The organism is Streptomyces sp. NRRL F-2664, assembly GCF_000719345.1.
GTDB lineage: Bacteria > Actinomycetota > Actinomycetes > Streptomycetales > Streptomycetaceae > Streptomyces.
On the sequence record NZ_JOFX01000003.1, the window covers coordinates 22,460 to 46,091 of the forward strand.

The window sequence follows — 23,632 nt, forward strand, 5'->3', positions numbered from 1 at the left end:
GGCCGCGCGCGCACCGTCACGCTCCTTGATATCCCGCTCCACGGGCCGGCGCAGTGCGGCGTACGGCCGCCCGCGCGGGCCCGGGACCCCCGGGACCGGGCTGCGGGCCCGAGGGGCGCAGGCCGGTGGTTGCTCCGTTCGCGGTGCGCCGTAATCCGCTGCGGGGGGCGCGGGGGTGCGCAGTAGCATCCCGGGATGCCGAACATCACCAGCTTGACGCCGGAGGCCGGCCGGACCGATGCGGCCGCGCTGCGGGCGTACGACGCCGACCTGCTGGCGCGCTGCGCCGTCGACCGCGGGCAGCCGTGGTGGCGCCGGACGGCCTGTGCGCAGGCGCTGGCGGGCCGGGTGCCGCAGGCGCGCCTGGATGAGCTGCTCGCGTGCGTCCGCGACCCCGGGGACACCGGCACGGTCCGCAAGGCACTGCTCGGCGTGCTGTCGGACCGGGCCGAACTGCTGCCCTGGCTGCGGCACGAGGACCGGCGGCAGGAGGAGGCGTACGGCATGCCGGAGGCGGTCCTGCGGGCGCGGGGCGCCCTCGGGGACCTCACGGCGGCGGGCGAGTTGGCGACCTTGGCCTTCAGCCACTGGGGGTCGTGGCGGGCGGTCGGTGAGGCGGGGCTCGACGCGCTCTCGGACCGGTACGGGTCGCAGGCGGTGCTCGCGGAACTCGCGGACGGGCGGCCCGAGGACCGCGCCGTGGCCGTGCGCGTCCGGCACCGGGCCGGAGCGGACGTCGTCGACGCGCTCGCGGACCCCGACCCCGGGGTGGCCCACCTCGCGCAGTCCCTGCTGACCTGCCCGGACCGGATCCGCGCCTACCTCGCCGGTGCTCCGACCGCCGACGCCGCGCTGTGGGCGGCCTACGCCCTGCACCGGCTGACCGGTGACGCGGCGCAGACCCGGGCCGTGAACACGGCGTTGGGCCGTCCGCGGGTGGAGGTGGAGGGGCTGGACGAGGAGCTGCGCCGGGCGATCGTGCACGCGTACGCGCCCGAGTGCGAGAAGCAGAGCGATCCGCGCTGGCGGATCGAGGCGTTGTGCACGCAGCCGCCCCGTCCCCCGGACGAGGAGCGGCAACTGGCCGCGGCGACGGCGGCGCTGGCGGGGGCCGGTCTGGTGCCGCGTCCTGCGCTCTCCTGCGGCGAGGTCCACCGCCAGGGTGGCGGGACGTACCACGTCATCCGTTACGGGGAGGGCGGCCGGAGCGAGGTGTTGATCAGCACGCTGGGGCCGTTCGCGGGCGGCCCCGTGGAGGACCCCGCCGCCCGGGCCGCTCTGGAGGGGGCCGGTTTCCGCTGGATCGACGGGACCACGGGGGCGGTCCGCGTGACCGGCCTCGGCGTCTACTACTTCGGTGCGCGCGAGCCGCTCGACGTGCACACGCTGCTGTTCTACTGGCAGGACTGAGGGCCGGTCGGGCTGCCGGGCTGCCGGTCAGGTGTCCCGGCCGCCGGTGTCGCGGCCCGGGAGGGTGGCGGCGTGCAGGGCCGCGCAGGCGTGGACGGCGGCGCCGGTGGCCATGGCGTCCTCGTCGAAGACCACGCGGTCGCAGTGGATGTCCGGGGCGTGCTCGGGCGCGGTGCCCGGCGGGCACGCCCCGAGGAAGGCCATGGCGCCCGGGACCTGCTGCAGGACGTACGAGAAGTCCTCGGCGCCCATGATCGGTTCGGCCAGGTGGTGGACCCGGCGGGGACCGAGGAGCGTGGCCGCGGCGTCGTGCAGGGCCGCCGTGCGGGCGGGGTCGTTGACGACGGGCGGATAGCCCTCGGTCAGGGTGACGTCGGCGCGGGCGCCGTGCGCGGCGGCCACGTGGTGGGCGATCCGGGTGATGCCGTCGCGCACCAGGTGCCGCGTGGCGGGGGTGAGGGTGCGGAAGGTGCCGTGGATCTCGGCGGTTTCGGGGATGACGTTGGGCGCCGTGCCGGCGTGGATCGAGGCGACGGTGACGACGGCCGGATCGAAGACGTCCACGGTGCGCGTGACCAGGGTCTGCAGGGCCTGGACGATCGCGCAGGCGACGGGCACCGGGTCGAGGGCCCGGTGCGGGGCCGAGGCGTGGCCGCCGCGGCCGCGTACGGTCACGTGCAGCCCGTCGGACGCGGCGAAGGTGGGTCCGGGCCGCAGGTGCAGGGTGCCGCTCGGGAAGCGGGTGGTGACGTGGAGGGCGAAGGCGGCGGTGACACGGCCGCCTTCGGCGGTCTCCAGCACGCCTTCGTCGATCATGTGGCGGGCACCGCCCCCCGACTCCTCCGCGGGCTGGAACATGAGGACGACCCGGCCCGCCAGGTGCCGGCGGTGGGCGGCGAGCAGCCGGGCGGCTCCGACGAGCATCGCGGTGTGCAGGTCGTGCCCGCAGGCGTGCATGGCGCCGGGTACGGCGGAGGCGAAGGCGAGGCCCGTCTCCTCGTGCAGTGGCAGGGCGTCCATGTCGGCCCGCAGCAGGACCGACGGGCCGGGCCGGGCGCCGTCGAGGCGTGCGGTGACGGAACTGGAGTGCGCCCCGGGGACCACCTCCAGTCCCAGGCCGTCCAGGGCCTCCAGGACGGCCTGTTGGGTGCGGGGCAGGTGCGCGCCTGTTTCGGGGTGGCGGTGGAGGGTGCGGCGCAGTGCCACCATGCCGGGGAGCGCGGCGCGCGCCGCGGCGAGCAGTCCCTCGTCGGGCCCCGCGGTCATCGGCGGGCCGCCCGCACCGGGGGACGGGCCCGGCGCGCGTGGGGCCGGGCGGGGTCGCCGCCGGGCGCAGGGGCGCCACCACCGGCGGGTGAGCCGGGGCCGGCGGCGGACGGCGTGGTGACGTACACGGCGCCTCCTCCACGGGGACGGACGATCGGCACGCCCCCATGGTGCCGCGCGCCCGCCCGCCGCGCCGCCGGACCGCGCCCGACGACGCGTCGCCGCCGGCAACGGCGTCAGCGGGAGGTGGTGCGTTCCAGGGCGCGGACGCGCCGGTGCTCCAGGGCTGTGGCGAGGGCGTACCCTCCGCCGCCTGCGGTGGCCGAGGGACCAGGAGAGGCCGGGGGCGCCGAGCGCGAGTCCCGCGGCGGAGGCCGGGGCGAGCCGGACGCGCACCGCTGCCCGCGCTCGGGGCGCGGGCAGCGGGTGGGGCGTGCAGCGGCGGTGCGGTTACGGGACCCGGAGCGCGGCCAGGCGCTGTTCGAACGGCACCGTCACGAAACCGTCCCCCGGGTCCACCGAGGTGATCGCGCCGGTCAGCGACCGGGGGGCGATCGCGGCGGTCGTGTCGACGTCGAAGGCGCCGACCGGGCCGGTGGTCCGTGCCGCCCCGCCGCGGGCGGCGGCCGGGGCGGCGGCTGCGGCCGCGGCGGGTGCCGTGAAGCGCGCCAGCTCCCCGCCCGCGCGGGCGATCCGCTGCGCCAGTCCCTCCTGGCCCCAGTCCTCGGAGGCCGCGTAGACGGCGGTCGGCAGGACGAGGGCGCGCAGGTACGTGAAGAGCGGGCGCAGCGCGTGTTCGGTGACCAGGGAGTGGCGGGCGGTGCCGCCGGTCGCGCCGAGCAGCACCGGTTTGCCGGTGAGGGCGTCCTTGTCGATGACGTCGAAGAAGGACTTGAACAGGCCGCTGTACGAGGCCGCGAACACCGGCGTCACGGCGATGAGTCCGTCCGCGGCGGCCACCGCGTCGAGCGCGGCGGCCAGCCGGGCGGAGGGGAACCCGGTGACGAAGTGCTGGGCGATCTCCGTCGCCAGGTCCCTCAGTTCGAGCACTTCGGTCTCGGCGTCCACGTGCTCCAGGGTCGCGGCGGCGAGCCGGTCGGCGAGCAGCCGCGTGGAGGAGGGTGAGCTCAGCCCGGCCGATACGACGACGATCTTCATGCCTGTGTCTCCTGTGTCTCCTGCGTCTCCTGCTTCGAGTCATTCGCGGTGTCCTGGGCCGCCGCTGCCGCCACCCGGGCGGTGTGCGTGGGAGCGTCGGGCACGCCGGGTGCGCGCAGGTTCGCGAACTCCTTGCGCAGCACCGGCACGACCTCCTCGCCGAGCAGGTCGAGCTGCTCCAGGACGGTCTTCAGGGGCAGGCCCGCGTGGTCCATCAGGAACAGCTGGCGCTGGTAGTCACCGGCGTAGTCCCGGAACGACAGGGTCCGTTCGATGACCTGCTGGGGCGATCCGACGGTCAGGGGCGTCTGGGAGGTGAACTCCTCCAGGGACGGGCCGTGCCCGTACACCGGCGCGTTGTCGAAGTATGGGCGGAACTCGCGCACCGCGTCCTGCGAGTTCCTGCGCATGAACACCTGGCCGCCGAGGCCGACGATGGCCTGCTCGGGGGTGCCGTGCCCGTAGTGGGCGTAGCGCTGCCGGTAGAGGTTCACCATCTGCTCGGTGTGGGACGCCGGCCAGAAGATGTTGTTGTGGAAGAAGCCGTCGCCGTAGTACGCGGCCTGCTCGGCGATCTCCGGGGAGCGGATGGATCCGTGCCACACGAACGGCGCGACGCCGTCCAGGGGGCGCGGGGTGGAAGTGAAGGACTGCAGCGGCGTACGGAACTTGCCCTTCCAGGTGACGGCGTCCTCGTCCCAGAGGCGGCGCAGCAGCGCGTAGTTCTCGACGGCGAGGTCGATGCCGTCGCGGATGTCCTTGCCGAACCAGGGGTAGACCGGTCCGGTGTTGCCGCGGCCCATCATCAGGTCGACGCGGCCGTCCGCGACGTGCTGGAGCATCGCGAAGTCCTCGGCGATCTTCACCGGGTCGTTCGTCGTGATCAGCGTCGTGGAGGTCGACAGGATGAGGTGCTCGGTGCGTGCGGCGATGTGGCCGAGCATCGTGGTCGGCGAGGAGGGGACGAACGGCGGGTTGTGGTGCTCGCCGGTGGCGAAGACGTCGAGGCCGACCTCCTCGGCCTTCTGTGCGATGGCGAGCATCGCCTTGATGCGTTCGTGCTCGCTGGGCACGCGTCCGGTCGTCGGATCGGCCGTGACGTCGCCGACGGTGAAGATCCCGAACTGCATGGCTCCCCTTCCCAAGGTTGTTTACGATTCAACTATACTCGGGAACGAGAGGTGCGGGCGTGCTATTCCCTCCCGGGAAGCGGCGGACGCGGAGCCGGGAACGCAGAGGCCGCCCGGCAGAAGGTGCCGGGCGGCCCGGTGATGACTCACGCGGCTTCCCGGCCTTGCGGGTCGGCCCGGTCGGCGCGGTCCCGCCCGGTCAGCGCGGAGCGTCGTTCCAGGCGGTCGTCAGCCCGTCCAGCCAGGCCGGCGGCAGCTCCACGGCCTCCCACTCCTCGCGCAGCTCCTCCGGCGCGGCCACGAGCCGCTCCAGGACGGCGATGCTCGTGGCGGAGTGCAGGAGCGAGTAGCGGCCGTGCATCGTGATGGCGCTGCCCGGCCCGTACCCGGCGAACAGGTGCTCCAGGTGTGCCCGGTGGTCCCCGGCGAACTCCGTCAGCCGCCCCGCGTACCCGGCCCGCTGCCGCGGGCTCATCGTGCCGAGGACGGCGGCGAGGACCTCGTCCGTCACCTCCGGGTCCAGCTCGGAGACCGCGGTGAACGACAGGTACAGGGGGGTCACCGCCACTCGCGCCCGCTCCACCTCCATGCGCCTGGCCCGCGGCCGCTCCCCCGCCGGGCCCTGTTCCCCTGCCTCGCCGACGGCCCGTGCCAGGGTCCGCTCGGTGACGGCGCCGAGCTCGTCGAGGACGTCGCGGACCCCGTCGAGCCGACCCGACGCGTACGGCTCGCCCTTCGGCTCGTCCCGGTCAGGCGTCGCGCCGGGGCCGCCACGGCCGCTCAGTTCCTCGTGCGCGAGCGCCAGTGCGCCCGCCTCCAGGAGCCCGATCAGTTGCCGCGCGTCATCGGGCGGGACCCCCGCCCGGGCAAGGAGCTGCAGCAGTGTCGCCCTCGCGTTCTCCACGCTGACCTCGTCCGGCCACTGCCGCCCCCCGTCGGCCATGCTCATCAGATCCTCCTCGTCGCAGCGATCCAGGGCACCGTAGGCCTTGATCCTTCCAGAAGGCCGCCGGCGTTGCCGACCGCTGCACGGACGCCGGCGGCGGGCGCGGGCCGGCCGCGTCCGTCAGGGCCGCAGGCCCTCCCTGCGGAGTGCGATGCCGCACAGGACGGAGAGGGCCTGCGGATCGCCGCGGCGCCAGGCGTCCGCCAGGCCACCGGGCGGCGCGGGGATCGCGCAGAGGTCGGCCGGGGGGCCGGTGAGGGCGCGGAGGGCGAGCAGGTCGGCGCCGCCGGGGACGTCGAGGAGGCGCCGGACGGTGGCGCTGCGCCGGATCCAGCGCACGCGCAGCGGCAGCCACAGCAGGAGCACGCACGCCACGGGGACGACGATCAGGGCCAGCGCCGCCAGGAAGGCGACCTGGCCGACGATGTCCTGGAGGGACTGTCCGGCGTCGGCGAGCCCGGTGCCCGCGTCGGAGGCGGAGCGCAGCGGCGGCTGCAGGAGGTCGCCGACGAGCGGTACCCGTGAGGCCGTCTCCCCGGCGTCGTCGAGGGCGGAGGCCAGGCTGTCGCCGGAGCTCTCCACCTTCCGTCCCGGCTCGGCCAGCAGCATGATCGCGTCGTGGACGGCCAGGGCGAGGGTCACCGCGGCCGCGATCAGGAGCACGGCGGTCAGGTCCGCGAGGATCTGGCGGCGGCGCCGCGCGGGGGTCTGGGCGTAGAGAAGCAACGTCTGCTCCCGTTCCGGTCGTGGCGTCGAGGGGGCTCGACCCGGCCGGCGACGGGCCGGGCCGGCTGCTCGACCGTACGCCGCACCCGCCCCCTCCCCCGGGCGTCCCGGGCGGGGACCGGCGAGACGATGCCGCGTTGGCGCAGCGCTCCGTCCCCGCCGCCTCCCTCCCCCGCCCGGAGCGGGCGGCAGGCGGGCCCTCCCCGAGTGGGGAGGGCCCCGCGGGGGGTCACTGGAGCCAGGGCTTCCAGACGGCCTCGTTGCGTTCGACCCACTTCTTCGCCGCCTGCTGAGGCGAGAGCTTCTCCTCGGCGATCATCAGGGAGACCTCGTTCTGCTGCGCCTTCGTCCAGCGGAACTTCTTCAGGAAGTCCGCCGCCTTTCCGCCCGACTGCGCGAAGCGCGTGTTGAGGAACTTCTGCAGCGGGGTGTGCGGGTAGGCGCAGGCGACCTTCTCGGGGTCGTCGGCGCAGCCCTCGGTGTACTCGGGCAGCTTGACCTCGGTCATGGGGACGCGCTCGAAGAGCCACTGCGGCTCGTACCAGTACGTCAGGAACGGCTTGCGCTCCTTGGCGAACTGCTTGATCTGCGTGATCTGGGCGGCCTCCGAGCCGGCGAAGACCACCTCGTAGTCCAGGTCGAGGTTCTTCACGAGCGCCTTGTCGTTCGTGACGTAGGACGGTGAGCCGTCCATCAGCTGGCCCTTGCCGCGGCTCTCGGGCGTACGGAACCGGTCGGCGTACTTGTCGAGGTTCTTCCAGTCGGTGACGTCGGGGTGGGCCTCCGCGAAGTAGGTGGGCACGAACCACCCGATGTGGCCGGTCACGCCCAGGTCCCCGCCCCGGGTGATGGTCTTCTTGCCCTCGACGTACCGCTTCTCCTGTTCGGGATGGCCCCAGTCCTCCAGGATCGCGTCGACGCGCCCCTGGCTGAGGGCGTCCCAGGCGGGGACCTCGTCGACCTGGACGGTGTCCACGCGGTAGCCCAGCTCGTGTTCGAGGAGGTAGGCGGCGACGGCGGTGTTCGCCTGGGCGCCGACCCACGACTGGACGGACAGGGTGACGGTCTTCGCGCCCCGGGCGGCGGCGTACGGGGACGCCTGCCGGGTCATGTCGGCGGCCCCGCAGCCGGTGAGGACGGCGAGTCCGGTCGCGGCCGCGAGGACGGCCGCGCCGCGGCGGTGGCGCGGGAAGCGCCGGTGGCGGGTGTCGTCGCGCATGTCAGGCCCCCTTCGCGGGCTGGGTGACTCGGTCGAGGAGCAGGCCGAGGCAGACGATCGCGGCGCCCGCCACCAGGCCTGTCGCGAGGTCGCCCTGCGCGAGGCCGAGGACGACGTCGTAGCCGAGGGCGCCGCCGCCGACGAGGCCGCCGATGATGACGACGGCGAGGACCAGGACCACGGCCTGGTTGACGGCCAGCAGAAGCGCGGGCCGGGCGAGGGGCAGCTGGACCTGGCGCAGCAGCTGCGCGCGGGTCGCGCCCAGGGAGCGGGCGGATTCCACGACGGCCGGGTCCACCTCGCGCAGGCCCTGGACGGTGATCCGGACCACGGCGGGCAGCGCGTACACGACCGCGGCCGCGGCGGCCGGGGCGCGGCCGACGCCGAACAGCGCGACGACGGGGATGAGGTAGACGAACTGCGGCAGGGTCTGGCAGATGTCGAGCACGGGCCGCAGCAGGCGCTCGGCGCGGGCGCTGCGGGCGGCGCCCACGGCGATCGCGAAGCCCAGCACGAGGGTGACGGCGACAGCGGCCAGGACCTGGGACAGCGTGTCCAGGGAGGCGTCCCACACGCCGAGCACGCCGACGGCGGCGAGGGCGAGGACCGCGGTGAGGGCGGTGCGCCACGTGCCGGCGAGCAGGGCGAGCGCGCAGGCGACGAGCAGGAGCAGCCACCAGGGGGTGGCCTGGAGTCCGCTGCGCAGCGGGTCGAGTACCCAACCGGTGAAGCGGGCGGCCCAGTCGGCGGTGCCGCCGACCACGGGTACGCCGGAGTAGAGGTGGTCGGTCATCCGGGCGACGGCGGCGTTCACCGGCTCGGCCACGGAGACGGTCCACGACTCGGGCCATACGGAGGTTCCGGCCATCCGGCCGACGACGGCCACGGCCACCGCCGCGAGGACGGTGAGCAGGCGGCCGTACCAGCCGGCGAAGACCCGCCGCAGCAAGTGCTGTTCGCTGAGGGGTACGGGCCCGGCGCCGAGCCGGCGGCCCGCGGCGTCGGCGGTGCGGTCGAGCACCACGGCGAGCAGCACGATCGGGATGCCCGCGGCGAGGGCGGCGCCGACGTCGACGGAGGCGAGGGCCTGGTAGACGCGGTCGCCGAGCCCGCCGGCGCCGATCACGGAGGCGATGACGGCCATGGAAAGGCCCGTCATGATGGCCTGGTTGACGCCGAGCAGGAGCTGCCGGCGCGCGAGCGGCAGACGGGCGGTCAGCAGCCGCTGGCGGCCGGTGGCGCCGAGCGAGGCGACGGCCTCCATGACGCCCGTGTCGGCCTCGCGCAGGCCCAGCGCGGTGAGGCGGGCCATGGGCGGGGCGGCGTACACCACGGTGGCGAGGACGGCGGCGGGCACGCCGATGCCGAAGACCAGCACCATCGGCAGCAGGTACGCGAAGGCCGGCAGGATCTGCATGGTGTCGAGTACGGGGCGCAGCACGCGGTCGGCGCGCGGGGACAGCCCTGCGGCGAGGCCGAGCAGGGCGCCGACCACGACGGAGGCGGTGACGGCGACGGCCATCAGCGCCAGGGTCTGCATGGTCGGCACCCACATGCCGAGCACTCCGCAGGTGGCGAAGGCGGCGGCGCAGGTCAGCGCGAGGCGGGTGCCGGCGAGGCGCCAGGCGACGAGGGCGGCCAGGGCGGTGACCCCGGTCCATCCGGCGGCCAGCAGGACGACGTAGACGGCGCGGACGGACACCACGACGGCGTTGCTGACGTGGCCGAAGAAGTGGAGGAAGAGCGGGTGGCTGTCGCGGTGGTCGATGATCCAGTCGCCGGCGCGGCCGAGCGGGCCGGAGAGGTCCACGGCCAGCGCGGCGGGCCAGCTGCCGGCGCCCGGGAAGGCCAGGGCGAGGGGGATCAGCAGGGCGGCGGCGACGCCCATCGGGAGCAGGAACGCGCGGCCCGCGGCCAGGCCGCGCAGGCCTCTGCGGGGGCGGTCCTGCGGGGTGGACGCGGTGCGGGAGGGGGCCGGTCGGGCGGACCGGTCGGCGCCGGAGGGCGCCGCTGCGCGGGCGGGACCGGGGATGCGGGTGCGGGTGCGGGCCGGTGTGTGGGCCGGGGTCGAGGTCACGCGCACCGCCTCCGTGCGTCGGGGACGGGGGTCGTGGAACGGGCGGGGCAGGTCACGCCGCCACCCCCCGTCCGGTCGGGACCGGCAGTCCGGCCACGACGGCGAGGAGGCCGGCGTCGTCGACGACGCCCAGGCAGCGGCCGCCGTCGACGACGCGGGCCGGTCCGCCGCTGACGGCGACGGCCTGGATGGCCTCGGCGACGGTGGCGGCGGGGGCCAGCGCGGGACCCTGCTCGGCTTCGCCGGCGGCTGCGGGGCGCATCGCGGAGCGGACGGTGAGCACCTGTTCGCGCGGGACGTCGCGGACGAAGTCCCGTACGTAGTCGTCGGCGGGCGAGCCGACGATCTCCTCGGGCGTGCCGAGCTGGACGATGCGGCCGTCGCGCATCAGGGCGATCCGGTCGCCCAGGCGCAGGGCCTCGGCGAGGTCGTGGGTGATGAAGACCATGGTGCGGCCCTCCTCGTGGTGGAGCCGGGCGACCTCCTCCTGCATCTCGCGCCGGATCAGGGGGTCGAGGGCGCTGAACGGCTCGTCGAACAGCAGCACTTCGGGGTCGGCGGCTAGGGCGCGGGCCAGCCCGACGCGTTGCTGCTGGCCGCCCGAGAGCTGGCCGGGGCGCCGGTGCTCCAGGCCGTCCAGGCCCACCTTGGCGACGAGTTCGGCGGCCTTGTCCCGGCGGTCGTCGCGGGCGACGCCCTGGATCTCCAGGCCGTAGGCCACGTTGTCGAGGACGGTGCGGTGCGGGAGCAGGCCGAAGTGCTGGAAGACCATGGCGGCGCGGTGGCGGCGCAGCGCGCGCAGCCGGGTGGCGTCCATGGCCAGGACGTCCTCGCCGTCGATGGCCAGGCTTCCGGCGGTGGGCTCGATCAGCCGGGTGAGGCAGCGGACGAGGGTGGACTTGCCGGAGCCGGACAGGCCCATCACGACGAACACCTCCCCCTTGCGGACGTCGAAGGTGACGTCGCGGACGGCCGCGGTGCAGCCGGTGCGTGCACGCAGTTCGGCTGCGGACAGGTCGGCGTCGGCGGAGCCGGGGACCTTCGCGGCGGCCTTGTCGGGGCCGAAGACCTTCCAGAGGCCGTCCACGGAGAACGCCGCGGGGGCGGTGCCGGTCCGGTTGCGGACGCCGGTGTTCGCAGGGACGTTCACGGGGGCGGTGTTCATCGGGTGCCCCCCTCGCTCTTGAGGAGTTCCGCTGCCTTCTCGCCGACCATGAGCACTCCGATCATGGGGTTGACCGCGGGCATGGTCGGGAAGACGGAGGCGTCCGCGATGCGGATGCCCTGGAGTCCGCGGATCTTCAGGTCCGGGCCGACGACGGCCCCGGGGTCGTCCGCGGCGCCCATCCGGCAGGTGCCCGCGGGGTGGTAGACGGTGTGCGCGACGGAACGGGCGTAGGCGCTGAGCTCCTCGTCACCGGTGATGTCGGGGCCGGGGCACACCTCGCGCTTGAGCCAGCCCGCCAGGGGTTCGGTGGCGGCGATCTCGCGGGCGAGCCTGATGCCGTCGACCAGGGTCCGGCCGTCGTAGTCGTCCTCGTCCGTGAAGTAGCGGAAGTCCAGGGCCGGCTTGACCTCCGGGTCCGCGCTGGTGAGGTAGAGCCGGCCGCGGCTGCGCGGCTTGGGGATGTTGGGGGTCATCGACACGCCGTGCGCGGGGCGTTCGTAACCGATGCGCTCGGGGTTGTCGGTGAAGGGGACCTGGTAGAAGTGGAACATCAGGTCGGGGCCCGCGGATTCGGGGTCGCGGCGGACGAACAGACCGGCGTCGCTGTCCATGGCGGAGTTCTCGGGGATCGGGCCGTCGGTCTCCCAGACGATCACGGACTCGGGGTGGTCGAGCAGGTTCTCCCCCACTCCGGGCAGGTCGTGGACCGACGGGATGCCGAGGGCTTCCAGGTCGGCGCGCGGGCCGATGCCCGAGTGCAGGAGGAGCCGGGGGGTGTCCACGGCGCCGGCGCAGACCAGCACCTCGCGGCGTGCGGTGATCAGGGACTCCGTACCGTCCGCGCTGCGCACGTGGACGCCGCGCGCCCGGGTGCCGTCGAGTTCGAGGCGGTGGGCCCAGGTCTCCAGGAAGATGCGCAGGTTGGGCCGTTCGTCCATGACGGGGTGGAGGTAGGCCACCGAGGCGGAGGAGCGCTTGTTGTCCTCGGGGTGGTAGGCGAGGTCGAAGAAGCCGACGCCCTCGTGGAAGGGCTTGCGGTTGAAGCCCTCGACGCGGGGCACGCCCAGGGCGCGCTGCGCGGAGTCGACGAAGTCGCGGGCGATGGCGTTGCGGTCCTGCTCGGCCACCGGGACGATGTTGTTGAGGAGCTTGTCGAAGTAGGGGTCCATGGCCGAGGCGTGCCAGCCCTCGGCTCCCGCCTCCTCCCACTCGTCCCAGTCGGACGGCAGCGGCTTGAAGGCGATGAGGGTGTTGTGGGAGGAGCAGCCGCCGAGGACGCGGGCCCGGCTGTGGCGGATGTGCGAGTTGCCGCGGGGCTGTTCGGTCGTGGGGTAGTCGTAGTCGAGTTCGCCGCCGAGCAGGCCCATCCAGCGGCGCAGGGTGAGCACGTCGGGCCGGTCGACGTCGCTGGGGCCGCCCTCGATGACGGCGACGGTGACGTCGGGGTCCTCGGTGAGGCGGGAGGCGATCACGGAGCCGGCGGTGCCGCCGCCGACGACGACGTAGTCGTAGCGGTACTCGGGCGCGGACGCGCGCTCGCCGCCCTGCTCGCGCTGTCCGGGAGCGTGCTCTGCGGGGGTGGGGATGTGCGGGGGGTTGGTCATGCTGACGGTCCTCCTTCAGCCCGCGAACCAGCGCACGGGGCGCGGGGCGAGGTTCTGGTACACGTGCTTGGTCTCGCGGTACTCGGCCAGTCCCGTCGGACCGAGTTCGCGCCCGGTGCCGGACTTGCCGAAGCCGCCCCACTCCGCCTGCGGGAGGTAGGGGTGGAAGTCGTTGATCCATACGGTGCCGTGGCGCAGCCGGCCCGCCACCCGCCTGCCGCGGCCGGCGTCGGAGGTCCACACGGCGCCGGCGAGGCCGTATTCGGTGTCGTTGGCGAGCGCGACGGCCTCGTCCTCGGTACGGAAGGTCTCCACGGTCAGGACGGGACCGAAGACCTCCTCCCGGACCACGCGCATCCCTCGGTGGCAGCGGTCCAGGACGGTGGGGCGGTAGAAGTAGCCGGGCTCGTCGGGCCGTACGCCGCCGGCGCGGAGGACAGCGCCTTCGGCGACGGCCGAGGCCACGTACTCCTCGGTGCGTTCGCGCTGGGCGGCGGACACCATCGGCCCGCACTCCACGCCCGGGTCGGTGCCTCGGCCGATGCGGATCCGGTCGGCGCGGCGGGCCAGTTCGGCGACGAAGCGCTCTGCGACGCCCTCCTCGACGATGAGGCGGGAGCCGGCGGAGCAGACCTGGCCGCTGTGCATGAAGGCCGCGTTGAGCGCCTGGTCGACGGCGGTGTCGAAGCCGTCGGGGGTGGAGCAGGCGTCGGCGAAGACGACGTTGGGGTTCTTGCCGCCCAGTTCGAGGGCGACCTTCTTGACGGAGTCGGCGGCCGCGCGCATCACCTTCGTACCACTGGCCAGACCGCCGGTGAAGGAGACCAGGTCGACGTCGGGGTGGGCGGAGAGCCGCGCGCCCACGGGGTCGCCGGGGCCGGTGACGAGGTTCGCCACGCCGGCCGGCAGGCCCGCCTCCACCAGCAGGCCGATGAGGGCGGCCGTGGACAGCGGGGTGGTCTCGCTGGGCTTGATCACGAAGGTGTTGCCGGCGGCGAGGGCGGGGGCGATCTTCCAGGAGGCCTGGAGCAGCGGGTAGTTCCAGGGCGTGATCAGGGCGCAGACCCCGACGGGCTCGTGGACGACGACACTGTGGACGTCGGAGGTACCGGCGTCGATCACACGGCCCGCGCTCTCACCGGAGACGAGGTCGGCGAAGTAGAGGAAGGCGTCGGCGACGCAGTCCACGTCCACGCGGCCCTCTTCCAGGGTCTTGCCCGCGTCACGGCTCTCCAGCAGCGCGAGGCGTTCGCGGTCGCGGTGCAGCAGGACGGCGGTGCGGCGCAGCAGGGCGGCCCGCTCCAGAACCGGGGTCCGGGGCCACGGCCCGCCGTCGAAGGCCGCGCGGGCGGCGCTGACGGCCGCGTCGGTGTCCGCGGTGCCGCCTTCTGCGACGACGGCGAGGACGGTGGCGTCCGCCGGGTCGAGGACCTCTCGGGTGGCCCCTGATATCGCGGAACGCCAGGTTCCGGCGATGTGGATGGTCGTCTGCTCGGACACGACGCGCTGTACCTCCGATTCCGGCACCGCGGCCTCCCCGCGGTGATGGTGTTCGGGCGCGCTTGCCCCGGTCGGCCGAGGTCATGTCCCATGCGTCACTGGAAGTGACGGGAGTCACTCTCCGTCGCCCTGTGCCGATTTGGGGCAGATCCAGGCGAATCGGTCACCAGTGGGGCGGAGTCCGCCCCCGGTTCTCGGGGCGGGAGCGGGGGTGCGGAGGCATCCGGGCAGGGGCGGGGCGGTGACCCGGCCGCCGTACGGGAGGTGTGGGCGGGCGGCCGGGCCCACCGGCGTGGACCGGGGGCGGGAGGCGGAGGCGGGGGTGCGGAGGCGGGAGTGGCGGGCACCGTCTAGCTGTGGGCGAGCAGAAGGTGGCGTTCGTCGGGGGTCAGGCCACCGCGCACGCCGTGCAGGACCCGGTCGGCCAGGGCCCGGCGGCGGCACGGCAGCCGGACCGGGCAGCCGTGGCAGACCGCCTTGGCCGCCTCTTCACGCTGCCGGGCGGCCTCGGCCGGCTCGCCGGCCCCCCGCTCGAAGACCTCCCGCTCCCCGGAGCGGCACGGCCCGTCGAGCGGTGCGTCGTAGCGGGGGTCGAGGAGCACGTCCGTACGGGAGTTGTCGCTCACGCCCGGTTCCTTCCGGCAGGGGCGGTCGTCCGTCGTGACCGCCTGTCCCCACCCGTATCACCGGATCCCGCCCGTCCATGCGCCCTCAGGCGTGACATGACGGTACTGGCCGGATCGTTGCGGAAGCGCCGGGTTGTCGGGAGCGTCGTCGGCGCGCAGTACGGGTGGGAGGACCGGGCTTCGCCGGGCGCCCGGTCCACATGCTCGCGGCCGGGCAGAACGGGGGCGGCGCCGCTCGTCCGTCAAAGGCGCCAGTACGTGCCCGCGTCCGCGTCGACGTGCACCACGTGCCGGCCGACGCGCACCACGTGGTGGCCGGGGCCGGTCCATGAGCCGGTCGGGCCCTCCGCGTCCGGCAGCGGGGTCCAGATCTCCAGGAAGGTGCTGCCGTCCGGGTTGGTGCCGCGCTCGACGAGGTTCGCGCCGTCCCTGGTCAGGGTGCCGGTGTCGTCGCCGGGCTCGCCCGTGAGGTGGTGGAAGCGCACCCGGGAGCCGTCGAAGGAGGTCGTACCGGCGAAGCCCCGGCTGTCGGCGTAGGACGAACCGGCCTGCAGCCAGACCACTTCGCCCTCCCCCTCCTCCACGAGCGGGCCGCCGTTGCGGCTGATGCCGCGCCGCAACCAGGCGCCCCGCCCGGGTGCCGGGATGCCGCGGCCGGCCTCCTCCGGCTCAGGCACTGTCGTCCACGGCCCGCAGCGTCAGCGGTACGTTGCCGCGTACGGCCTGCGAGTACGGGCAGACCGCGTCGGCCCGGTGGAGCAGCGGCTGGAGGTCCGCCGCCCGCCATCCCGGCAGGCCGACGGTCAGGGTCACCGCGAGGCCGTAGCCGGCCGGGGTGTCCGTCGTACCGAGTTCGACCTCGCAGGCCACCCGCGCGGCGGACGCGTCCGCGCCGAACTCGGCGGCCACCTCCGCCAACGCGGAGGTGAAGCAGGCCGCGAAGCCCGCCGCGAACAGCTGCTCGGGATTGGTGGTGCCGGGCACCTTCTTGCGCGGCGGCGCCAGGCGGACGTCGAGGCGTCCGTCGTCCGTGCGGACGGATCCGGTACGGCCCCCGGCGGCGTGCGCGGTGGTCCGGTACAGGCTGCGGGTGAGTGGCACGGTCATGGCGTTCGGCCCATCCTGCTCGACGAGGACGCTGCCCGGGTGCGGACAGCGGGCGGTGCCGCGCGTGCGGCACCTCGCGCGTCGTCGTGCATAACCGGGTACGGCGCATCTCGTCCGGGGCCTGGGAGCCGGCCGCCGGACAATCTAGCACCGGTCCCGGCGGCCGGGCGGCCCGCCCCGGGCGGGGTTCCTCACCCGTGCCGGAACCGGCTGCGGTACGCCCCCGGCGGTATGCCCTCCCAGCGGCTGAAGGCCCGCACCAGGGCGGTCGCTCCGCTCAGGCCGACGAGCGGGGCGATCCGGTCGAGCGGCAGGGCGGTGGTCTCCAGCAGCCGCCTGGCCCGCCCGTGGCGTGCGGTGTCGAGGAGTGCGCGCCAGGAGGTGCCCTCCGCGTGCAGGGCGCGGCGCAGGGTCCGGACGCTGAGGTTCAGCTGCCGGGCGGGGCCGTCGGGGCCGGCGTCCTCCAGTGGGGCGCGCTCCAGCCACTGCCGGACGCGTTCGGCCACGGTCGGGGCCGCGGAGAGCTGGTGCAGGAGGCGGTCGGCGTAGGCCCGGTGCAGGGCGTTGAGCGTCGGGTCGTGGACGGGGCGGCGCCGGTCGAGGTCCTCGTCGGCGATGGTGACCGCGTTCTCCGGGGCGCCGAAGGTGACCGGGCAGCCCAGGACCCGGGCGTACGGTTCGGCGGAGCCGGCGCGGGCGTGGGTGAACGACACCGCGCGCGGGGTCCAGTCGTCGCCCACGATCCAGCGGGCTGCCCGCACCATGCTGCTGACGACCGCTTCGACCTGCTGGGGGTGCATGGCGGCCGGGCCGACGGTCGGCCGGTAGCAGACGCGGCCGACGCCGCCCCGGCGGTGCAGGGTCACGGTGCCCGCCTGGCTCACCAGGGGGTGGTAGCGCTCGGCCGCCTGCGCGGCGTCCGCGAGGCTGGCGCAGGTGAGGATGAGGTGGCCCAGGATGTGCAGTCCGTCGGGCCGGATACGGTCGCCCACGAGCAGTCCGGTGTGGGGGCCGGCGTCCCGCGCCGTGAGCACCTCGTCCCACAGGGCCCGCATCTCGCCGTACTCCAGCCGGTCCGTGGGCAGCGCCCAGGAGCCGGACCCTCCGCTGCCCGCCTCGGCCGATGCGCTGAGGACGGCAAGGGCGTAGGTCGCGTTGACGGACGGCCCGGGAGCGGGCGGGCCGGGGAGGCGAGCGCCGTCCGCGGGCGGCGCGGGTGCGGGCAGGTCGGCGGCGGACGGGCCGGGGGCAGGAGGACTTGGGGCGGCGGGTCCTGTGCGGGAGGGCGGCTCGACGGTGGACACGGCCGTCAGTCAAGGCGGGGGCACCGCAACCGTCAAGAGCCGCCGCGACAGCCTCTCCCCGGCACGGGGCGGGGCCTGTCGCGGGCCGGAAGAGTCAACGCCGTGGCCGTCGCAGTCAATGACGGCGCCGCGGGGCGCTCCTAGGGTCGTCCTTCGGACCACCGAGGGGTCGGGGCAATCGGGGCCGGGCCCGCTGGGCGCCGCGGATGCGGCCGTGCTGCCCTGATCGCCACTGCTCAGAGGAGTACGCCGTGATTCTCTTCCTGCTGCCGGCAGGCGACTACGACCCGACCGAGGCGGCGGTGCCCTGGGCCGCGTTGCGGGACGCCGGCTTCGAGGTCCGCTTCGCGACGCCCGCCGGGAAGGTCGCGCTCGCCGATCGCCGCCTCACGGACCTCGGCTTCTCCTGGCTTTCGCCCTGGCTGATGACCCGCCGTGCCGAACTGGCCGCCTACCGGCGCCTCACCGAGGACCCCGGCTTCCTCGCCCCGTACGCCTACGGGGACGTCGAGGCGCACGTCGACCCGGCCGACATCACGGGTCTCTTCGTACCGGGGGGCCATGCCCCGGGCATGCGCACCCTGCTGGAGGACGCCACCGCGCAGCGGTTGTTCGCCCGCGCCTTCACCAGGGGGCTCCCGGTGGGGGCCGTCTGCCACGGGGTGCTGCTCGCCGCCCGGGCCCAGGATCCCGCCACCGGGCGCTCGGTCCTGTACGGCCGCCGTACGACGGCCCTGACGGCCCTGCTGGAACTGACGGGGTGGAACCTCACCCGGTGGTGGCTCGGGCGCTACTACCGCACGTACCGCACCACCGTGCAGCAGGAGGTCACCGCGGCACTCGCCGATCCGCGCCACTTCCTCACCGGTCCGCCGCTGCCCGTACGCGACACCGCCGCCCGGCCCGGGCGCGGCTTCACGGTCACCGACGGCAACTACGTCTCGGCGCGGTGGCCCGGTGACTGCCACCGCCTTGCGGCGGACTACCTGGCCCTGGTCCGGGCCCATACGGCGGGAGCGGTGGACCGCCCGGTCTGACCCGCCGGCGCTGCCCGACCGCACCGCCCGGACCGCCCCCGCCGTCCCGCAGGGCGGGCCGCCTCCGAGGGCCCGACAAGACCGTCTCCGCAGTGTCGTGAACGCTTCGTGGAAGGGATGGGGATGATGCGACGAAGAGCATCGGGACGGACCGGCCGGAGCCGGTACCTCCTGATCGGCCTGGTCCTCGCGCTGGTGACGCTGGCCCTCGGCCCCGCGACGGCCGGCGCGTCGTCCTCGGGACCGCAGTGGTGGGATCCCGTGGCCCGCCCGGCCCCGGACTCCCAGGTCAACGTCACAGGAGAGCCGTTCAAGGGGACCGACGCCCAGGGCCGCGTCCGCGGATACGTCGACGGGCACGTCCACCTGATGTCCGACGAGGGTTTCGGAGGACGGCTGGTCTGCGGCAAGGTCTTCTCCACGGCAGGGGTGGCGGACGCCCTGAAGGACTGCCCCGAGCACTACCCGAACGGTGTCCTCGCCCTCTTCGACATGATCACCAAGGGGGGTGACGGACGGCACGACCCGAACGGCTGGCCGACCTTCCGCGACTGGCCGGCCCATGACTCGGCCACCCATCAGCAGACGTACTACGCCTGGGTGGAGCGGGCCTGGCGCGGCGGACAGCGGGTCCTGGTCAACGACATGGTCACCAACGGGGTCATCTGCTCGCTGTACTTCTTCAAGGACCGCGGGTGCGACGAGATGACGGCGATCAGGCTGCAGATCCAGAAGACGTACGAACTGCAGTCCTACGTCGACGGCATGTACGGCGGCGCCGGCAAGGGCTGGTTCCGGGTCGTCACCGACCCCGATCAGGCGCGCAGGGTCATCGAGGAGGGCAAGCTCGCCGTCGTCCTCGGCGTGGAGACCTCCGAACCGTTCGGCTGCAAGCAGGTGCTGGACAGCGCCCGGTGCACCATGGCCGACATCGACCGCGGCCTGGACGAACTGCACCGCCTGGGCGTGCGCAGCATGTTCCTGTGCCACAAGTTCGACAATGCCCTGTGCGGCGTGCGGTTCGACAGCGGCACGCAGGGCATGGCCATCAATGCCGGCCAGTTCCTGTCGACGGGCACCTTCTGGAGCACGGAGCCCTGCTCCGGTCCCGAGCACGACAACCCGATCGGGTTCGGGCTGACCGCAGGACCTGCGGGGCACGCCGCCGCCCGCACCGCAACCGCCACAGCCGACGCCTCCGGGGTGCGCACGGGGCCGGCCGGGGGATCCGAGGCGGAAGCGGAGGCACGGATCCGTGCCGCCCTCCCGGCGGGCGTCACGTTCCCCGAGTACGGGAGCACCTCCCTGCAGGCGGCGCAGTGCAACCGCCGCGGTCTGACGGCGCTGGGCGAGTACGCGGTGCTGGGCATGATGAAGCGCGGCATGATGCTGGAGATCGACCACATGAGCGTCAAGGCGGCGAACCGGGCGTTGCGCGTACTGGAGGCGGAGCGCTACTCCGGTGTCCTGTCGACGCACGGCTGGATGGACGAGAACTGGACCGAGCGGGTCTACCGGCTGGGCGGCTTCATCACGGGCCACATGCACCAGGCGCCCGCCTTCGCGGCCGAGGCGCGGGAACACGCCGCGCTGCGCGCCCGGTACGGCGCCGGGTACGGCATCGGCACGGACATGAACGGATTCGCGTCGCTGCCCGGCCCCCGGGCCGCGGCCGGCGACCAGGTCCGCTACCCCTTCCGCAGCCCCGACGGGGGCTCGCTCCTCGACCGGCAGGTCACCGGCTCACGCGTCTGGGACGTCAACACGGACGGCGGCGGCGCCCATTACGGCCTCGTGCCGGACTGGATCGAGGACATCCGGGTGACGGGTGGTCAGGACGTGGTCGACGAGCTGATGCGGGGTGCCGAGGGCTATCTGCGCACGTGGGGCCGCGCCCACGGCCACACCGCCCCGTACACGCCGCTGGTCCGCGGATACCGCCCGCACGCCGGGCACCTGGCCTCGTCACGGCCGCTGCCCGCGGGGTTCACCCCCGAGGCGGTCTGGAAGGTGCTGCGGGATCCGGCACCCGGCACGGTCCGGCTCTACGAGTGCAAGGCGGCGAACCATTCGCTGCTGACCCCCGATCCGGGCTGCGAGGGCCAGCAGGCCCTGGGCGCGGTCGGATACGTGTACACGAAGCCGGTGCCGGGGTCGGTGCCCCTCTACCGGTGCTACATACCGTCCGTCTTCGACCACTTCGTCTCCGAGCGTGCCGACTGCGAGGGCCCGTACACGCGGGAGGGTCTGCTCGGCCACGTCATGCCGGCGGCGCCGTAACCGCGAGCGGGCCCGGGTGCCTCCGGCGGGTACACGCCGGGGGCACCCCCCTCATGTCCGGTCCGGGTGGCTGCTGCCGCCCAGGACGTTGTCGACGTGGGCGGCGAGCGAGGAGCGCAGGTCCTCGGGGGACATCTTCCCCTCGTCGATCAGGTGGGCGACGAGGTCGGCGCGGAGGGCGGCCAGCAGCGCATGGGCGGTGAAGTCCGGGTCGTGGACGCCCGGTACCCGGTCGAGTGCCGCGCGGAGCGTTTCGTGCCACCAGCCGTAGTGCTGGGCCCGGTAGGGGCTGCTGAGTCCGGCGTCCTCCGCGGCCGCCATCAGGTTCCGGTTCTCGATCTTGAATGTCAGCGAGGTGTCGAGGAGGTCCAGTACCCGCTGCCGCGGCGCGGAACCGGTGGCTTCCTGCACCTCCTGCACCCTTTGCCGGAGCGGTTCGAGGCGGGAGGCGATCACGGCGGCGATCAGGCCGGCGCGGTCGCCGAAGCGGCGGAAGAGCGTGCCCTTGCCGACGCCTGCCGCGGCGGCGATGTCGTCCATCGACACGCTGTGGGGGCTGCTGCTGGCGGCGAAGAGGGCGTCGGCGGCCGCCAGGACGGCTTCCCGGTTGCGCTGGGCGTCCGCGCGCTCCGTACGTTCCGCTCGCCGGTCCACAGGTCGTCCTCCTCGGTCTTCGGCCTCTGCGGCCCCCGCAGATGGTATTCGGGCAGTCGGTGTCAGCGGCTCGCTGCCGCGCGCATCTCCCGTTCGACGAAGGAGCGCAGGGTGCCCGGGGGGCGCCCGGTGAGGCGCTCCACGGTGTCGGAGGTACGGTCCTCGGCACCGTCCGCGATGGCGCGGTCCATGCGGGCCAGCATGGTGGCGAACTCCAGCGGTGTCGCGGCGGCCCAGCGGTCGCGCAACTGCTCGAAGGTGAGCTGCCGGTGCACGACGGGGCGTCCGGTGACCTCGGTGATGACCGTGGCGGCGTCGGCGTAGCTCAGTGCCTCGGGGCCGGTGAGGACCAGGTCGGTGTCGGGGGCGTCTTCGCCGGTGAGGCAGCGGACGGCGACGGCGGCGATGTCCTCGGCGTCGATAAATCCGACGCGTCCGTCTCCCGTGGCCGTGAGGATGGTGCCGTCCTCGCGGATGGTGCGTGCGTGCGGAGCGGATCCGGCGAAGTTCTGCATGAACCAGGAGGGCCGCAGGACCGCCCATTGCCCGAAGAGGCGGGGCAGTTCTTCGTGGACCCGGCCCACGGCCGGGCCGCCGGCGGGGATCGCCGAGGAGCTGAGAAGCACCGCGCGGCGCAGGCCGGCCGCGCGGGCCCGATGGAGGAACGGGAGCATGACGGAGGCCGGGTCCGGTGAACCGGTGGGCGGGACGAGATAGGCGCGGTCGACGCCGTCCAGGGCGTCGGCCCAGGTCGCGGGCTCGTTCCAGTCGAAGCGGACGGACTGTGCGCCCGGGTGCGGGGTCGCGGTCCGGGCGGCCGCCTTGACGCGCCGGCCCTCGGCGAGCAGTCCGGCGGTGACGCGGCGGCCGGTGGTGCCGGTGGCCCCGACGACCAGGGTGGCGGGGGTGGCAGGGCCGGTGGGGGCGGGGGTCATCGGTCGGCTCCGGTGCGGTCGGCGCGGAACACGATCGTGCGGGGAGCGAGGATCTGATGGACCTTCACCCCGGGCACGTCGTGCGGGGCAACGTGGTCGGGAGTGGCGCATGCGGCACGGCGTCGCAGCACGGCGATGGCGTGAAGTGCGCAGGTGCGCCACACAAACGGACCATCGGTCCGCATGACGCCAGCATACGGACCGGCGGTCCGCTCAGCAAGCCGGGCCCCCGGGGCGCACGCAGCCGTGGCCGACCGGCGGTCGGCCACGGCTGCGGCGCGGCATCGGAGGGATCAGGAAGTGCGCTTCAGCGTCCAGGTGTTGGCGTTGAAGCTGGGGACGGCGGAGTAGCGGCAGCCGCTCGAGTAGTAGGTGCTGACGATGGTCCAGCCGGCGGGCGGCCAGGTCGATGCACAGGCGTTGACCTGCGTGCCCACGGGATAGCCTCTGAGGTCCTTGATCTGCTTCATGTTGGGCGTGAAGCCGGAGCCGCACCCGGCACTGTTCCACCACTGGACGTCGACCCAGCCGTCCGGGGTGAGCGCACTGGCGCACATGTTGACCGTGTCGCCGGGCGCCGCTGCGGCGGGGCTCGCGGAGACGGCCAGGGCAGTAACGGCCAGGGTGGCCAGGGAGACGGCAAAGCGGGTGCGGATCACGGGACGTCCCTTCCTCGGCGCACCGTATCGCCGCCGACCGTCGGCGGGCCGTGCCGGGCGCCGAGTCATTGCTATCCGAGCGGCCCAAACTGCGGAAAGTCACCTTTTGGGCATAACTCGACGATCGTTTGACGCCGCCGCCGGGGAGCGGCGGCCGACCGGGGGCGGGTCATGCGGCGCGGCACAGCTCCGCGGGCAGGGACACGGGGACGGGCACGGGCCGGACGCCGCGGGAGCCACCTGCGCCCTGCGCGTGCTGCCGCGCGAAGACGACGAGCCGGAGCACCGCGAACCGGGCGACGCCGGCCAGCGCGGAGGCCGACAGGTACACGGCCTGCTGGAGCACCGGCTCCGGCGCTGCCACCAGATGCTGGAGCGCCAGCATCGCGGCGCAGGTCACCGCATACGCGGCCACCGCGGACCCGGCCGACTGCGCGTGCTGGCGCCGGGTGGCACGCCCGCCCGCCCCGAAGGTGAAGCGGGCGTGGAGTTCGGTCGCGAGGAGCGTGGAGACCACCGTGACCAGGGCGTTGGCCAAGGCCCACGGGGCCAGGGAGGCCAGTGCCCCCACGGCGAAGCTGGAGGCGAGGCCCACGCCACCGCCGCAGAGGGCGAAGCGCGCGAACGCGGTGACGACTCCGGGCCGCGCCGTCGCATGCTGCCCGCTCGGCACTACCGCTCCCATGTCCCCCACCCTTCGACGCCCTACCCCTTGACGCGCACCCCCGCCGGCCCCGAAGACCGACGTGCGCGCCACCCATGACGCCATAATGGCGCATCGATGGCGCCATGTCGAGCCATAATTGACGCCACGCCATGCCAGGCG

21 protein-coding genes and 1 riboswitch are annotated in these 23,632 nt (G+C 74.3%); of the genes, 3 read left to right on the top strand and 18 right to left on the bottom strand.

The annotated features are described in order from the left end of the window. Window positions 1-195 precede the first annotated feature (195 nt). Window positions 196-1,410, top strand: a complete 1,215-nt coding sequence (locus tag IF89_RS0104625) for a hypothetical protein (protein ID WP_030761509.1) — start codon at window positions 196-198, stop codon at window positions 1,408-1,410. A gap of 27 nt (window positions 1,411-1,437) precedes the next feature. Here the strand turns inward: IF89_RS0104625 and IF89_RS0104630 are convergent, their stop codons facing one another. From IF89_RS0104630 to IF89_RS40635, 14 genes are all read right to left on the bottom strand, one after another. After that, on the bottom strand, window positions 1,438-2,676 hold the full coding sequence (locus IF89_RS0104630; RefSeq protein WP_030761512.1) for a M20 metallopeptidase family protein: 1,239 nt from the start codon (window positions 2,674-2,676) through the stop codon (window positions 1,438-1,440). Window positions 2,677-3,126: 450 nt separating this feature from the next. Further along, window positions 3,127-3,834, bottom strand: a complete 708-nt coding sequence (locus tag IF89_RS0104635; protein WP_030761514.1) for a CE1759 family FMN reductase — start codon at window positions 3,832-3,834, stop codon at window positions 3,127-3,129. Continuing rightward, window positions 3,831-4,964: an LLM class flavin-dependent oxidoreductase gene (locus IF89_RS0104640; protein WP_030761516.1), complete on the bottom strand. Its 1,134-nt coding sequence runs from the start codon at window positions 4,962-4,964 to the stop codon at window positions 3,831-3,833. The genes IF89_RS0104635 and IF89_RS0104640 overlap by 4 nt, the downstream gene beginning before the upstream one ends. A gap of 199 nt (window positions 4,965-5,163) precedes the next feature. Beyond that, the gene (locus tag IF89_RS0104645; protein WP_030761518.1) at window positions 5,164-5,913 is read right to left on the bottom strand and encodes a hypothetical protein; all 750 of its coding nucleotides are present in this window, start codon (window positions 5,911-5,913) and stop codon (window positions 5,164-5,166) included. 117 nt (window positions 5,914-6,030) lie between these two features. Beyond that, a complete protein-coding gene (locus IF89_RS0104650) occupies window positions 6,031-6,636 on the bottom strand; it encodes a hypothetical protein (RefSeq protein WP_030761520.1) in 606 nt (201 codons plus the stop codon). A gap of 229 nt (window positions 6,637-6,865) precedes the next feature. Beyond that, complete coding sequence (locus IF89_RS0104655) at window positions 6,866-7,855, bottom strand: ABC transporter substrate-binding protein (RefSeq protein WP_051806795.1); 990 nt, start codon at window positions 7,853-7,855, stop codon at window positions 6,866-6,868. 1 nt (window position 7,856) lies between these two features. Then, window positions 7,857-9,782: an ABC transporter permease subunit gene (locus tag IF89_RS0104660; RefSeq protein ID WP_234327667.1), complete on the bottom strand. Its 1,926-nt coding sequence runs from the start codon at window positions 9,780-9,782 to the stop codon at window positions 7,857-7,859. Between the two features lie 202 nt (window positions 9,783-9,984). Then, the gene (locus IF89_RS0104665; protein WP_078628091.1) at window positions 9,985-11,097 is read right to left on the bottom strand and encodes a quaternary amine ABC transporter ATP-binding protein; all 1,113 of its coding nucleotides are present in this window, start codon (window positions 11,095-11,097) and stop codon (window positions 9,985-9,987) included. Next, window positions 11,094-12,704 (bottom strand): GMC family oxidoreductase, encoded by a 1,611-nt coding sequence (locus IF89_RS0104670; protein WP_078628092.1) that lies wholly within the window; start codon window positions 12,702-12,704, stop codon window positions 11,094-11,096. Before IF89_RS0104670 ends, IF89_RS0104665 begins: the two co-directional genes overlap by 4 nt. A 15-nt stretch (window positions 12,705-12,719) precedes the next feature. Beyond that, window positions 12,720-14,204 (bottom strand): aldehyde dehydrogenase family protein, encoded by a 1,485-nt coding sequence (locus tag IF89_RS0104675; protein ID WP_030761533.1) that lies wholly within the window; start codon window positions 14,202-14,204, stop codon window positions 12,720-12,722. 350 nt (window positions 14,205-14,554) lie between these two features. Further along, window positions 14,555-14,830: a WhiB family transcriptional regulator gene (locus IF89_RS0104680; protein WP_051806796.1), complete on the bottom strand. Its 276-nt coding sequence runs from the start codon at window positions 14,828-14,830 to the stop codon at window positions 14,555-14,557. A 242-nt stretch (window positions 14,831-15,072) separates the two neighbouring features. After that, the gene (locus tag IF89_RS0104685; RefSeq protein ID WP_030761538.1) at window positions 15,073-15,507 is read right to left on the bottom strand and encodes a hypothetical protein; all 435 of its coding nucleotides are present in this window, start codon (window positions 15,505-15,507) and stop codon (window positions 15,073-15,075) included. Further along, complete coding sequence (locus IF89_RS0104690; RefSeq protein WP_030761541.1) at window positions 15,500-15,937, bottom strand: Ohr family peroxiredoxin; 438 nt, start codon at window positions 15,935-15,937, stop codon at window positions 15,500-15,502. Before IF89_RS0104690 ends, IF89_RS0104685 begins: the two co-directional genes overlap by 8 nt. Window positions 15,938-16,012: 75 nt before the next feature. Next, window positions 16,013-16,075, bottom strand: a riboswitch (guanidine-III (ykkC-III) riboswitch). Between the two features lie 53 nt (window positions 16,076-16,128). Then, complete coding sequence (locus IF89_RS40635) at window positions 16,129-17,241, bottom strand: AraC family transcriptional regulator (RefSeq protein WP_051806797.1); 1,113 nt, start codon at window positions 17,239-17,241, stop codon at window positions 16,129-16,131. Between the two features lie 251 nt (window positions 17,242-17,492). Between IF89_RS40635 and IF89_RS0104700 the strand changes: the two genes are divergently transcribed. Both IF89_RS0104700 and IF89_RS0104705 read left to right on the top strand, forming a co-directional pair. Beyond that, window positions 17,493-18,278 (top strand): type 1 glutamine amidotransferase domain-containing protein, encoded by a 786-nt coding sequence (locus IF89_RS0104700; RefSeq protein WP_030761547.1) that lies wholly within the window; start codon window positions 17,493-17,495, stop codon window positions 18,276-18,278. A gap of 126 nt (window positions 18,279-18,404) precedes the next feature. After that, on the top strand, window positions 18,405-20,558 hold the full coding sequence (locus tag IF89_RS0104705) for a membrane dipeptidase (RefSeq protein WP_199820463.1): 2,154 nt from the start codon (window positions 18,405-18,407) through the stop codon (window positions 20,556-20,558). Between the two features lie 51 nt (window positions 20,559-20,609). Here the strand turns inward: IF89_RS0104705 and IF89_RS0104710 are convergent, their stop codons facing one another. The 4 genes from IF89_RS0104710 to IF89_RS0104725 all read right to left on the bottom strand — a co-directional run bounded on the left by IF89_RS0104710 (window position 20,610) and on the right by IF89_RS0104725 (window position 23,491). Next, window positions 20,610-21,212, bottom strand: a complete 603-nt coding sequence (locus IF89_RS0104710; RefSeq protein WP_030761553.1) for a TetR/AcrR family transcriptional regulator — start codon at window positions 21,210-21,212, stop codon at window positions 20,610-20,612. 62 nt (window positions 21,213-21,274) lie between these two features. Further along, window positions 21,275-22,147 carry an NAD(P)H-binding protein gene (locus IF89_RS0104715; RefSeq protein ID WP_030761556.1) on the bottom strand — a complete coding sequence of 291 codons (873 nt, stop codon included), beginning with the start codon at window positions 22,145-22,147 and terminating at the stop codon, window positions 21,275-21,277. A gap of 293 nt (window positions 22,148-22,440) precedes the next feature. Next, complete coding sequence (locus IF89_RS0104720; RefSeq protein WP_234327655.1) at window positions 22,441-22,806, bottom strand: hypothetical protein; 366 nt, start codon at window positions 22,804-22,806, stop codon at window positions 22,441-22,443. Between the two features lie 169 nt (window positions 22,807-22,975). Beyond that, a complete protein-coding gene (locus tag IF89_RS0104725) occupies window positions 22,976-23,491 on the bottom strand; it encodes a hypothetical protein (RefSeq protein WP_030761562.1) in 516 nt (171 codons plus the stop codon). Window positions 23,492-23,632 lie beyond the last annotated feature (141 nt).